This is a genomic window from Enterobacter sp. DC4 (assembly GCF_000568095.1).
Lineage (GTDB): Bacteria > Pseudomonadota > Gammaproteobacteria > Enterobacterales > Enterobacteriaceae > Enterobacter > Enterobacter pseudoroggenkampii.
This window is the reverse complement of record NZ_AZUB01000001.1, coordinates 303,720-316,742: the sequence shown is the minus strand read 5'-3', so window position 1 is coordinate 316,742 and position 13,023 is coordinate 303,720. Positions and strand designations below refer to the sequence as shown.

The following is a 13,023-nucleotide window of genomic DNA, read 5'->3' as shown; positions in this document are numbered from 1 at the left end:
ATTTCTTATGACGTAAGCTTACCTGATTTCGAGCGGGGGAAGAGTTCACATTTTGTTGAAGATTGTGCGGGGTTCATGCCGGGTGGCGGCTACGCCTTACCCGGCCTACGGGTTAACAACGTCAACACTTCATAATGCGCGGTATGCGGGAACATATCGAAAAGCTGAACGCGTTCAACGCGGTAGCCCGGCAGTTGAGCGATGTCTTTCGCCATAGTCTGTGCGTTGCAGCTGGAATAGATGATGTACTCCGGCGCCATCTGGCTCAGGTAGTCGCACAGCGCATTGCCGATGCCGCGGCGCGGCGGGTTGACCAGCACCAGCTCAGGCACGTTGCCCTGGCCGGTCGCGAACTGCGTGGAGTCCAGCGCCTGGAAGCGCAGGTTCGTTAACCCCAGTTCGGCGGCGGACTGTTTCGCGCAGGCAATCGCTTCGGCAGAGATCTCAATCCCGGTGAGCTGCATCTCCGGCGTCGCGCAGTGCAGGCCAAACCCGCCCACGCCGCAGAACAGATCCCACATGTGGTGAACGTTCAACGCACGAACCCAGTCGCGGGCGGTGGCGTACAGGCTGCTTGCCACGGTCGGGTTCGTCTGGAAGAAGCTTTGAGGGCGGATCCACAGCGGCACGCCGTTGAAGCTCTCCGCCAGCGCGTGCTGGTCGGTGAAGAAAATCTCTTTCTCCCCTTCCATGATCGCCATATGCACCGGCTGAATATTCGCCGTAATGACCTTTAGCTGCGGGAGCTGCGCCTGCAGCCACGGCAGCGCCGCGCGCAGCTGCGCCAGCTTGGTTTCAGAGCGCAGCACAAAGCGCAGCATCATGCCGCCGTCGATCTGGCTTTCGGTCAGCAGAAGGTACTTCAGCTCGCCGCGCTTGCGGGCCACGCTGTAGGGCGTTAACCCTGCCCGCGCGATAAACGGCTTAAGCGCCGCAAAGACCGGCTCAAAGGAGGCGGGATACAGCGGGCAGTCGGTTAAGTCTTCCGGCGTGCCGTCGCGGTGCAGCATCCCCAGCAGCGGTTTTTCAACGCTGCCGCTGACCACCATTTTGGCTTTATTACGGAAACCCTGCTCCGGGCCGCTGACGGGTGCGCACCATTCGCCCACCGCGTGCGCTGCCAGCAGCTGTTGCAGGTCGGCCATTTTGGCGGTGAGTTGTTGAGAGACCGGCTGTTCTATCCACTGACAGGAGCGGCAGCGTCCGGCGTCATAGAGTGCGCACTGCATATGAAAACCTTAAGAATCACGAGGGCTGCGATTATACACATTATTGCAGGCGGAAGAACCGCCGACTGGAAGCCGGAACGAAGAGTAGAAAGAGCACCAGCATGTCCGGCAGTTTTTGCATAAACAGCGCGCGCAGGATCTCGCGTTTGGATTCACCGGCAATGCTGAACAGCTCCGGGTAGCCATACCCCAGCGAGGCGGCCCACAGATAGCTCGCCGCGGTAATCTGCGTCAGCAGATAGACCCAGCGCGCCCAGTTGCGCCCTTTGACCAGCGAAAACGCGCAGTAGATCTCGATAAACACCAGCACCAGGCTGCTCAAAAAGACCAGCGTCAGATTCCACGTCTGCACGCTGCGGTGAATGAATTCACCGATGCCGCGCACACCCAGGGTATTCAGAATCATCAGCACGTCCAGGCAGCGGATCATAATAATGGCGAGCGCCGCCACCTGAACCAGTGCAGGTACGTTAGGACGCGCGTGCGTAATACGTGATTTTTTTAATAATCCCAATGTTTTACTTCCCTGAAAAACAGTGCCGCGTCATGCGCGGCACATCACAGGAAATTTTAAATCCTTCAGCCGCGTCTTGCACGCTGGATATCGCGCACGCGCTGTTTTTCCGCGCGCGCCATCAAATACCAGGCGATAAATCCGACAATTCCGACCACGCCGAGGATGATAGAGGCCAGGGCGTTGATCTCCGGGTTGACCCCCATACGCACGCTGGAGAAGACCAGCATCGGCAGCGTCGTCGCGCCCGGGCCGGAGACAAAGCTGGCGATAACCAGATCGTCCAGCGACAGCGTAAACGCCAGCAGCCAGCCGGAGATCACCGCCGGCATAATCATCGGCAGGGTGATGATGAAAAAGACCTTCAGCGGCGTCGCGCCAAGATCCATCGCCGCCTCTTCAATGGAGCGATCCAGCTCGCGCAGGCGCGAGGAGATCACCACCGCCACGTAGGCCGTACAGAAGGTGACATGCGCCAGCCAGATGGTGAGCATACCGCGATCCGCCGGCCAGCCGATGGCGTGCGCCAGGGCCACGAACAGCAGCAGCAGCGCGAGACCGGTGATCACGTCCGGCATGACCAGCGGCGCGGTGATCATAAAGGCGAAGCCGTTCGAGCCGCGAAAACGCCCGAAGCGCACCATCACCAGCGCGGCGATCGTGCCCAGCACCGAGGCCATTGTCGCTGCCAGCGCCGCAATGGTCAGGCTCAACCCCACCGCGCTCATCATCGCATCATCGTGGAACAGCTCGCTGTACCAGCGCGTCGACCAGCCTGCCCAGACCGTCACCAGTTTGGAGCTGTTAAACGAGTAGATCACCAGCATCAGCATCGGCGCATACAGGAAGGTAAAGCCGATGACCAGGATCGCAATTCGCCACGGGGAGCGCACTACCGGTAAGTTGTTCATCCGTGGTCTCCCATCTGTTTCTGCTGATGCTTGTGGAACCACATGATCGGCACGATCAGCAGCAGTAACATCACAATCGCTACCGCCGAGGCCACCGGCCAGTCGCGGTTATTGAAGAACTCCTGCCACAGCACGCGGCCAATCATGATGCTGTCAGGCCCGCCGAGCAGTTCCGGGATCACAAACTCCCCTACCGCCGGGATAAAGACCAGCATTGACCCGGCGATAATGCCGCCTTTGGTCAGCGGGACAATGACGCTGAAGAAGGTTTTTAACGGACGGGCGCCGAGATCGAGCGATGCTTCCACCAGCGAGTAGTCAATACGCGTCAGCGCCGTGTAGATCGGCAGCACCATAAACGGCAGGTAGGCGTACACAATGCCGATATAGACCGCGAGGTTGGTGTGCAGGATGGTCAGCGGCTGATCGATAACCCCCAGCCACATGAGAAAGTTATTCAGCACGCCGTTGTTTTTCAGGATCCCCATCCAGGCGTAAACGCGGATCAGGAACGAGGTCCACGACGGCAGGATCACCAGCAGCAGCAGGATGTTACGCGTCGACGGCTTGCTGTGCGCCACCGCCCACGCCAGCGGGTAGCCCATCACCAGACAGCAGAGCGTCGAGATCGCCGCCACCTGCAGCGACTGCAGATAGGCTTCGAAATAGAGCGGGTCGTCGGTGAGCTGCAGGAAGTTGCCGAGATTAAGCGTCAGCGTCAGCTGCCCGTCGGCCCAGTCCAGCAGGTTGGTATAGGGCGGTATCGCCCGCGCCATTTCCGCCAGGCTTATCTTGAAAACAATCAGGAAAGGCAGCAGGAACAGCAGGATCAGCCACACGTACGGCATGGCGATCACCAGCTTGCGGCCGTGTTTCATCTGCATGCGCGTCAGTAAACCGGCAATGGTGCCCGGCTTTTCTACGCGGGCTGGAGGTTCAAGTGTGCTCATGATCGCTCCTTATACCGTCAGCACGACGCAACTGTCAGCGTCCCAGCACAGGCGCACTTCGTCGCCCCAGGTCGGCTGCCCCTTGCGATAGCGATGTTCGTTCTGCAGCTGCGCGCTGAGCATCTGCCCACTTTTCAGGCGCACGTGGTAGATGGACAGATCGCCCAGATAGGCAATGTGCACCACTTCACCCACGGCAAAGTTATAGCCATCGGCGGGCGGATCCTCACAGAGCATGATTTTCTCCGGACGCAGCGCGACGTAGACCGGCACGTTATCCACCACCGAGTTATCAGGATCGACCTTAAGCGGATGCTGCAGCCCCGGCGATTCGATAACCAGGCCATCCTCCTGACGATCTTTCAGCAACCCTTCGAAGACGTTAACCGAGCCAATGAACTCCGCGCTGTAGCGGGTGGTCGGATGCTCATAAATCTCTTCCGGCTCGCCAATCTGCACGAACTTGCCGCGGTTCATGATCGCGATACGTCCAGCCATGGTCATGGCTTCTTCCTGGTCGTGGGTCACCATCACGCAGGTCACCCCCACGCGCTCGAGGATATCGACCACTTCGAGCTGCATACGGTCGCGCAGTTTTTTATCCAGCGCGCCCATCGGTTCATCGAGCAGCAGCAGTTTCGGGCGTTTTGCCAGGCTGCGGGCCAGGGCCACGCGCTGGCGCTGGCCGCCGGAGAGCTGGTGCGGCTTACGCTTCGCGAACTCCTGCATGTGCACCAGGCTCAGCATCTCGGCCACGCGCGCGGTAATTTCCGCTTTCGGCAGTTTGTCCTGCTTCAGGCCAAAGGCGATGTTCTGCTCCACCGTCATGTGCGGGAACAGCGCGTAAGACTGGAACATCATGTTGATCGGGCGCTGATACGGCGGCACGCTGGAGAGATCCACGCCATCAAGCATGATCTGCCCGGCAGTGGGCTGTTCAAAACCGGCCAGCATACGCAGCAGGGTCGATTTACCGCAGCCAGAGGCCCCCAGAAGGGCAAAAATTTCGCCTTTATAGATCGTCAGGCTGACGTCGTCCACGGCATGCTGGCCATCGAAAGATTTGGTGAGGTTACGTATTTCAAGCAGCGGGGTCAGCGCTTTACGGACTTTCGCCTGCGGGCGGGGGATCGCGTCATTCACGGGGTGTTCTCCGGTAGAGATCAAATCATGGTGCAGGCGCACCAGAACGGTGCGCCTGTTGCCGGGCGCGCTAACGCGTGCCCGGCCTGTGACTCACGGTAACTTATTTACCGCTTTTCACCTTGGTCCACGCGCGGGTACGCACGCGGTCGATTTTTGGATCCTGTACTTTCAGGGTGAAGAGCTTGGCGAACACATCCGCTGGCGGATAGATAGCCGGGTTATTGCGGATTTCTTCGCTCACCAGCGGCACGGAGGCCTTGTTACCGTTCGCGTAGTAAACGTGGTCGCTGATGTGGGCGATCACGTCAGGACGCATCAGGTAGTTGAGGAACTGATACGCTTCGTCTTTGTTTTTAGCGTCAGTCGGCATCGCGAAGACGTCAAAGAAGGCCAGCGCCCCCTCCTTCGGAATGAAGTAAGAGACGTTCACGCCGTTTTTCGCCTCTTTCGCGCGGTTAGCCGCCTGCCATACGTCCCCTGCCCAGCCGATCGCGACGCAGATGTCGCCGTTTGCCAGGTCGTTAATGTACTGGGACGAGTGGAAGTAACGAATGTTTGGACGCAGCTTCAGCAGCAGATCGGTCGCCGGACCGGTGTAATCATCGGCTTTACTGCTGTTCGGGTCTTTGCCCAGGTAGTTCAGCACGGTGGCGAAAATCTCTTCCGGCGCATCGAGGAAGGAGACGCCGCAGCTTTTCAGCTTCTCAAGGTTTTCCGGCTTCAGCACCACGTCCCAGCTGTCCAGCTTCACGTCCGGGCCCAGCACCGCTTTGACTTTATCAACGTTGTAGCCGATACCGGTAGTCGCCCACAGGTAAGGCATGGCGTATTTGTTGTCCGGGTCATGCTTAGCCACCAGCTTCAGCACTTCCGGATCGAGGTTTTTCCAGTTCGGTAACTTGCTCTTGTCCAGCGGCTGGAAGACGCCTGCCGTCAGCTGACGCTCCAGGAAGCTTGCGGAAGGCACCACGAGGTCAAACCCGGTGCTGCCCGCCATCAGTTTTCCTTCCAGCACTTCGTTGGAATCGAACACGTCATAGACCACTTTAATGCCGGTCTCTTTTTCAAAATTTGCCACCGTGTCCGGCGCAATATAGTCAGACCAGTTATAAACGTGCAGCGTTTTTTGTTCCGCAGCGAGCGTGCCGGCAGAGACGGCCATCAGAGCACCCGCAACCAGACCCGATAACCATTTTTTATTCAAGGCGATCATAGTGTTATTCCTTCTGAAAGCTCGTTAACAAACGAACTAAAACTGTGCAATCTGAAGATATGCAATAATCATGCATAGTTTGTCGCTCTGCTCAAAATAAAAAGAAACCTCTTTACCCGGCAGTTTCCGCTCGCTTTTTTAAGCATCGCAAGAATAACTGTAGCCCGTGTCCCCGGCTATAGCCCAGACGAAAAAACGCCTTTTATCAATTTTTTATGCAGGTTATGTCTACGTGATAAGCCGAAACGGCCTTCAGGGAGGTGAATAATTCTTTAAAGAAAGGTTAAAAGCAGCAGAAAAAATGGCCTTCTGCAGCCGCCATGGCAGCGACTGCGCAAAAGTCAGACAGGCTTAGTGAAGAAAATTGGGAGATGCATCATTATTCTCTGCATCATCTTCCGCGCTATACAGCAGATGGTGTGCATTGGCTTCCATCATCACCATCGAAATTTGCTCTTCGCTCAAGCGCATAAACCAGGCGAACTGCTTGAACGACAGCCCTGCCCCGGAGAATAAAGACTGGCAAACGACCAGTTTTGGCAGATTATCATCCTGTATGTCGAGAAATGCCTTCACCGTCAAAGAACTGGCATTGATGGCCGACAGGTCGGAGGCCAGCGCCAGCAGCGCGGACGGCTTCACTTCGGCCAGCGCGGAGAAAAGGATCACGTCGTTAATGAGATCGATTTTGGCATCGAAAATGCCGTCGAAATTCTGCATATGAGGCAGATGCAGCGCCTGGCAGGAATCGCATTCGAAGAACGTAATTCCGGCATCATCAAGCCATTGACGTAACGTATCCAGTGTAGGTACGACCTGTAAATCCATCGCGATGCAGCCTCTTTAATAAAAACTTCGCATAGGGTACTCAAAAAGCGCGCGGTAATCCATTTAACCACCCGTTTTCAGACAGTAACCCGGCGTGGCATGACGCTCGATCCATGAGATCATTTTACCCGCAATATCGACACCTGTGGTTTTTTCCACGCCTTCCAGCCCCGGCGAGGCGTTCACCTCCATCACCAGTGGCCCCCGCGTCGCCCGCAGCAGGTCTACACCCGCCACATCCAGCCCCAGGGTTTGCGCCGCTTTCACCGCAATTTCCCGCTCGCGGTCGCTGATATCGGCTACACGTGCGACGCCGCCGCGGTGAAGATTAGAGCGGAAATCGCCCTCTTTCGCCTGACGCTCAATGGCCGCTACCACCTCGTTTCCCACGACGAAGCAGCGGATGTCGCGCCCTTTGGCCTCTTCAATATACTCCTGCACCAGAATATGGGCATTCAGCCCGCGGAAGGCGTCAATCACGCTCTCCGCTGCCTGACGCGTCTCCGCCAGCACCACGCCAATGCCCTGAGTGCCTTCCACCAGCTTGATCACCAAAGGGGCGCCGCCCACCATGTCGATCAGATCGCTGGTGTCGTCCGGTGAATGGGCAATCCCCGTGACGGGGAGATCGATCCCCTGACGAGCAAGGAGCTGCAGCGAGCGCAGCTTGTCGCGGGCGCGGGAAATAGCAACGGATTCGTTGAGCGGATAGCTGCCCAGCATCTCGAACTGGCGCAGCGCGGCGGTGCCGTAGTAGGTAATCTGGGAGCCGATGCGGGGGATGACCGCATCAAAATGCGGCAGCTTGCGGCCTTTGTTGTGAATCGACGAGGCGGCCGGGTCGATGTTCATGTAGCAGGACATCGGGTCGAGGATCTCAACCTGATGCCCGCGTTTCGCCGCCGCTTCTCTCAGGCGCTTACATGAATAGAGCGTTCCATCCCGGGACAATATGGCAATTTTCACCCTGCACCTCTCTGAAGACATGGAAAAAGCCTGCGTATCATATACGCAGGCAGGCACAGGATAAATGGACTATCGCGTCGCCCAGCCCTGTTTGTGCAGATAATCAAGAATAAACGGGCGATTTTCTTTAATGATGGTACGACGAATATGGTCGGTCCAGGTATCACGACGGTTATTGCTGCCGCGCGTCATGTAGTAGTTCGCCAGCTCTTCATCGTATTGATTCAGGACATCCTGATCGACCGGCTGGTAGTGGTTTTCATGCACCAGCATCGCCGCAGGAATGCGCGGCTTCAGATCCGGGTTATCCGCCGGCCAGCCGAGGCACAGGCCAAACAGCGGCAGCACGTGTTTTGGCAGCTTCAGCAGCTCGGTCACGCTTTCGATGTTATTACGCAGGCCGCCGATGTAGACACCGCCTAACCCCATCGACTCCGCCGCCGTGAAGGCGTTTTGCGCCATCAGCGCGGTATCCACCACGCCCAGCAGCAGCTGTTCGGCCAGCCCCAGCTCGGCCTCAGGGCAGATCTGCAGATGACGGTTAAAGTCGGCGCAGAACACCCAGAACTCCGCTGCCTGCGCCACATGCTTCTGCCCGCCGGTCAGCGTCACCAGTTGCTCACGCATGGCCGGGTCGGTGATGCGGATAATGGAGGTGCACTGCAGGAAGCTCGAGCTCGAGGTCGCCCTGGCGCTGTCGATGATCGCGTTACGCTGCGCCTCGGTAATCGGCTCATCGGTGAAGTGGCGAATGGAACGGTGGGAACGGAGCAGGTCAATCGTGGGTGTCATCTTGTCTCTCTTTGTCGTGCTTAATACGTATTGCAGCCAGTATAGGCAATGATCTGCGCGATGTAATTGGCGAAACATAGCCTGACTGTATCAAAGCGACAGGCGAAACCTTCTTTAATGGCGGCAGGTTATCGGGCACTATATGTCCTATTCGCCGTCAGGCTTGTTTTTTGAGGAGAGAGAAATGTTTGCAGTAATTTTTGGTCGTCCAGGGTGCCCTTACTGTGTGCGCGCGAAAGAGCTGGCTGAGAAACTGACCGAAGAGCGCGATGACTTCAACTTCCGCTACGTGGATATCCACGCGGAAGGCATCACCAAAGCGGATCTCGAAAAAACCGTCGGCAAGCCGGTTGAAACCGTACCGCAGATCTTCCTCGATCAGAAACACATCGGCGGCTGCACTGACTTTGAAGCTTACGCCAAAGAGCATCTGGGCCTGTTTGCTGCCCAGTAATGAAATGAAAGGACGCCCTCACCGAGAGGGCGTTTTTATTTGTGGTGTCGTCGGTGCTGAAGCAGACTGCGCACAAATAAGTAGCAAAGCGCGCCAAGGGCGCACCAGAATACGGCGCTCATCAGCCATGCCAGCTCCTGCCAGAAACTCCGCGTTGATATATAGAGCAAGCGCATCAGCAGCAAACAGAGCGGCGCGGCCAGCATGGCGCCCAGCAGCGGCTTCACCACCTCCCCTTTACGGGAGAGAAAACTGGCAGCAGCCCCCGGCAGCGTAAAAAAGAGCAGCCCCAGCTCCGGATGACCCGACGCCCTGAATGCACCTTTCACGTTAAAAGCAAGCGACATGCATACGACCGTGAACAGCAAAAAGCAGCTGATCACCCCCGCCCAGTTTCGTTTAATGTTCAAACTATCCTCCTGACTTATCTCTATCAAATACACTTTCGTCGGGTAGACGCCCAGTCAGATAAAGCAATGCGGCAATCCTTGCCAAAGTACGCACAGGGTGATGCGATAATCAGTAGCTGTCAGTAGCTAATGCGATTAAACTACACGCCAGCTAATGTTTTAGGGAATAAAGCAGGAAACAGGGAGCGTTAACGCCTTTCCCTGACCCAGAAAACAGTAGCCCAAAAAGTCCTTTCATTCAACAACTTACTGGTAAACAAGAAGTTAGCCTCCGTGAATATAAACGTCGCAGACTTGTTAAATGGGAATTACATCCTGTTATTATTTGTGGTACTGGCGCTGGGCCTTTGCCTGGGTAAATTGCGCCTGGGTTCAGTTCAACTTGGTAATTCCATTGGCGTTTTAGTCGTCTCCTTATTATTAGGCCAGCAGCACTTCAGCATTAACACGGACGCGCTCAACTTAGGTTTTATGCTGTTTATTTTTTGTGTTGGCGTGGAAGCGGGACCGAACTTTTTTTCAATTTTCTTCCGCGACGGCAAAAATTATCTGATGCTGGCGCTGGTGATGGTCGGCAGCGCGCTGCTGATCGCGTTAGGGCTGGGTAAACTGTTTGGCTGGGATATCGGATTAACGGCCGGTATGCTGGCAGGCTCCATGACCTCCACCCCTGTACTGGTGGGTGCCGGTGATACCCTGCGCCATTCCGGCATGGCCGGCGCACAGCTTTCTACCGCCCTCGACCACCTGAGCCTGGGCTATGCCCTGACCTATCTGATTGGTCTGGTGAGCCTGATCGTTGGCGCACGCTACCTGCCAAAACTGCAGCATCAGGATCTGCAGACCAGCGCCCAGCAAATCGCCCGCGAACGCGGTCTGGATACCGATTCCAAACGTAAAGTCTATCTCCCGGTGATCCGCGCCTATCGCGTCGGGCCAGAGCTGGTGGCATGGGCTGACGGCAAAAATCTGCGCGAGCTGGGGATTTACCGCCAGACGGGCTGCTACATCGAACGTATCCGCCGCAACGGCATTCTGGCGAACCCGGACGGCGACGCGGTGCTGCAGATGGGTGACGACATCGCGCTGGTGGGTTACCCGGACGCCCACGCCCGTCTCGACCCGAGCTTCCGTAACGGTAAAGAGGTGTTCGACCGCGACCTGCTCGACATGCGTATCGTCACCGAAGAGATCGTGGTGAAAAACCATAACGCCGTTGGCCGCCGCCTGGCGCAGCTGAAGCTGACCGACCACGGCTGCTTCCTCAACCGCGTGATCCGCAGCCAGATTGAGATGCCTATCGACGACAACGTGGTGCTCAACAAAGGCGACGTGCTGCAGGTCAGCGGCGACGCCCGCCGCGTGAAAACCGTGGCCGACCGCATCGGCTTTATCTCGATTCACAGCCAGGTCACCGACCTGCTGGCCTTCTGCGCCTTCTTTATCGTTGGCCTGATGATCGGGATGATCACCTTCCAGTTCAGCAACTTTAGTTTCGGCATCGGTAACGCTGCCGGTCTGCTGTTCGCCGGGATCATGCTGGGCTTCCTGCGAGCCAACCACCCGACCTTCGGCTATATTCCGCAGGGCGCGCTGAACATGGTGAAAGAGTTCGGTCTGATGGTCTTTATGGCAGGCGTCGGCTTAAGCGCGGGCAGCGGGATTGGTCACAGCCTCGGTGCCGTCGGCTGGCAGATGTTGGTTTCCGGACTTATCGTCAGCCTGGTACCGGTCGTTATCTGTTTCCTGTTCGGTGCCTACGTGCTGCGCATGAACCGCGCCCTGCTCTTCGGGGCGATGATGGGGGCGCGTACCTGTGCTCCAGCGATGGAAATCATCAGCGACACCGCGCGCAGCAACATTCCGGCGCTGGGCTATGCGGGCACGTACGCTATCGCTAACGTGCTGCTGACGCTGGCGGGTACGCTGATTATCATCATCTGGCCAGGACTCGGATAACTCCTAAGAATGCGCGTGGCGGAAAATATTTTTGTTACGCGCAGAACTTTTTTATCAGGGGGCAGTCATAACTAGTGCCACTGCTTTTCTTTGATGTCCCCAATTTGTGGAGCCCATCAACCCCGCCGTTTTGGTTCAAGGTTGATGGGTTTTTTGTTGTCTGCTATTTTATCCCTTCCAAATCACTGACTTACTCAACCTACTTCACGCCATTGGCGACAAAATGGCGACAGAGAAAGCTCATTAACTATCTAAGGCTACAACTATGGCATCAGAAAGAAAATCCAGGTACGATTCAATCGAACTTTACGTTCCGGAAGACCTAAGGCAAAAATTCATAGATGGTTTTGAAGAGGTTGGTTTACATGCTGGAGTGGTGCATTGTTTCTCTGCCACACCATCATCAGTAAAAGACTTTCTTAGCGTACTATATGAACGTGGTAAAACTTATGCACCGTTAGTACTAAAGGCACTTGAAATGTTACAGAGAAAAAATAGCATTAAAATTGAGATTTGCTCAGAGCGCAGAATCATTGATTTAAAAGGAGTTTCAACTGAGGATGCTCTTGAAATTATCAAGGCGGCAAATGCAATTAAAGTTTCACATTCAGAGAATACCGAAGGGCAAAGTAACAAACCCGGTTTCATACATTCTAAAGAATAATAATTAATGATGTTGATACTAAAAAATTGCAGTCAATCACTATTATCTAAACTCCATTTAGCTTGCGCAATTTTACAGCACCTTTGAATATTTGATAGAGGAGATATCTAATGTTAAATGATAGCGCTAATCTTTCACTTACACGACCAATCAATAGGAAATTTTATAAATACCTTAACATGGAAAATTGTTTAAAAACTTTAAATAATGGCACGCTCTGGTATTCAAGACCGGAGAATTTCAACGATCCTTTTGACTGCTATCCCTATTTCCCATCCCAAGGAAAAGATAAACTTTTTAAAAGACTCAAGAACATCTATAAACTAGAACAAAAAGCGTCTAATAAGTTATTGCAAAGAAATTTTAACTTAATGAGTCAAACAGGTGTGGGTGGAATAACACATAGCCTAGTGTCAAATAACTTAACAGTCACATGTTTTAGTTTAGATCATTTATCCGCCCCTATGTGGGCACATTATGCAGATGAACATCAAGGCTTTGCAATTGAGTTTGAATATACATCAGAAATGATTGCACGAATTTCCAAGTCTGAAAATCCAATAATAATAGTTCCCTTTGATGTTAATTACACAGATATGCGACCTGCCTTATATGACAAACAAGGTAATATGAAAGGGTTAAATATTGCACTGTCTAAAAGCACACAATGGGCTTACGAACAAGAAGTAAGAGCACTAAGTAACCGTGAGGGTATTCATGAATTTTCTAGATTTCAAATCACTAAGGTTTTTGCGGGGGTAAGAGCCAATAACGAGAACAAAGCTAAGATAAAAGGTGCAATCATTGATATGAATAAAGAGATTAAATCACGATGCAAATTTGTCGAACTTGGCATGGCATTCGATAGCTACAAGTTCGTTGAGTTAAATTAATTTTGGATTTAATAGTAAGACATCCTTAAATGTTAATGTGAAACTCTTCGCAGATTGTTATGAAGTGGCTTCTATATGAAGCCTTCATCATTAC

Annotated in this window: 14 protein-coding genes; 4 read left to right on the top strand and 10 right to left on the bottom strand. The window is 54.5% G+C overall.

Annotation, left to right across the window (positions count from 1 at the left end; translation table 11 throughout):
- Positions 1–89: 89 nt before the first annotated feature.
- The 9 genes from rlmC to nfsA all read right to left on the bottom strand — a co-directional run bounded on the left by rlmC (position 90) and on the right by nfsA (position 8,549).
- Entirely contained in the window at positions 90–1,229 is a 1,140-nt protein-coding gene (rlmC, locus tag P349_RS22450; RefSeq protein ID WP_032649296.1) for a 23S rRNA (uracil(747)-C(5))-methyltransferase RlmC, read from the bottom strand.
- A gap of 40 nt (positions 1,230–1,269) precedes the next feature.
- Complete coding sequence (locus tag P349_RS22455; protein WP_024907853.1) at positions 1,270–1,743, bottom strand: YbjO family protein; 474 nt, start codon at positions 1,741–1,743, stop codon at positions 1,270–1,272.
- Positions 1,744–1,808: 65 nt separating this feature from the next.
- Entirely contained in the window at positions 1,809–2,654 is an 846-nt protein-coding gene (potI, locus tag P349_RS22460) for a putrescine ABC transporter permease PotI (RefSeq protein WP_023310934.1), read from the bottom strand.
- Positions 2,651–3,604 (bottom strand): putrescine ABC transporter permease PotH, encoded by a 954-nt coding sequence (gene potH / locus P349_RS22465; RefSeq protein WP_032649300.1) that lies wholly within the window; start codon positions 3,602–3,604, stop codon positions 2,651–2,653. Before potH ends, potI begins: the two co-directional genes overlap by 4 nt.
- A gap of 9 nt (positions 3,605–3,613) precedes the next feature.
- Entirely contained in the window at positions 3,614–4,747 is a 1,134-nt protein-coding gene (gene potG / locus P349_RS22470) for a putrescine ABC transporter ATP-binding subunit PotG (RefSeq protein ID WP_024907855.1), read from the bottom strand.
- Positions 4,748–4,850: 103 nt separating this feature from the next.
- Positions 4,851–5,963 (bottom strand): spermidine/putrescine ABC transporter substrate-binding protein PotF, encoded by a 1,113-nt coding sequence (potF, locus tag P349_RS22475; protein ID WP_024907856.1) that lies wholly within the window; start codon positions 5,961–5,963, stop codon positions 4,851–4,853.
- Between the two features lie 351 nt (positions 5,964–6,314).
- The gene (locus P349_RS22480; RefSeq protein ID WP_003858385.1) at positions 6,315–6,791 is read right to left on the bottom strand and encodes a YbjN domain-containing protein; all 477 of its coding nucleotides are present in this window, start codon (positions 6,789–6,791) and stop codon (positions 6,315–6,317) included.
- 63 nt (positions 6,792–6,854) lie between these two features.
- Positions 6,855–7,757: a 30S ribosomal protein S6--L-glutamate ligase gene (rimK, locus tag P349_RS22485; protein ID WP_032649303.1), complete on the bottom strand. Its 903-nt coding sequence runs from the start codon at positions 7,755–7,757 to the stop codon at positions 6,855–6,857.
- 69 nt (positions 7,758–7,826) lie between these two features.
- Positions 7,827–8,549, bottom strand: coding sequence for a nitroreductase NfsA (gene nfsA / locus P349_RS22490; RefSeq protein WP_032649305.1), 723 nt, complete (start codon positions 8,547–8,549; stop codon positions 7,827–7,829).
- A 184-nt stretch (positions 8,550–8,733) separates the two neighbouring features.
- Here nfsA and P349_RS22495 point away from each other — a divergent pair, with 184 nt between their 5' ends.
- Positions 8,734–9,003: a GrxA family glutaredoxin gene (locus P349_RS22495; protein ID WP_006809455.1), complete on the top strand. Its 270-nt coding sequence runs from the start codon at positions 8,734–8,736 to the stop codon at positions 9,001–9,003.
- A gap of 35 nt (positions 9,004–9,038) precedes the next feature.
- On the opposite strand, the gene P349_RS22500 is transcribed toward P349_RS22495, so the two are convergent.
- On the bottom strand, positions 9,039–9,413 hold the full coding sequence (locus P349_RS22500; RefSeq protein WP_032649308.1) for an inner membrane protein YbjM: 375 nt from the start codon (positions 9,411–9,413) through the stop codon (positions 9,039–9,041).
- A gap of 273 nt (positions 9,414–9,686) precedes the next feature.
- Between P349_RS22500 and P349_RS22505 the strand changes: the two genes are divergently transcribed.
- The 3 genes from P349_RS22505 (at position 9,687) to P349_RS22515 (ending at position 12,929) form a co-directional block, all read left to right on the top strand.
- On the top strand, positions 9,687–11,372 hold the full coding sequence (locus P349_RS22505; protein ID WP_014169303.1) for an aspartate:alanine antiporter: 1,686 nt from the start codon (positions 9,687–9,689) through the stop codon (positions 11,370–11,372).
- A gap of 265 nt (positions 11,373–11,637) precedes the next feature.
- Positions 11,638–12,036 carry a hypothetical protein gene (locus P349_RS26150; protein WP_152540078.1) on the top strand — a complete coding sequence of 133 codons (399 nt, stop codon included), beginning with the start codon at positions 11,638–11,640 and terminating at the stop codon, positions 12,034–12,036.
- 110 nt (positions 12,037–12,146) lie between these two features.
- Entirely contained in the window at positions 12,147–12,929 is a 783-nt protein-coding gene (locus P349_RS22515; protein WP_032649311.1) for a DUF2971 domain-containing protein, read from the top strand.
- The last annotated feature ends 94 nt before the right edge of the window (positions 12,930–13,023 follow it).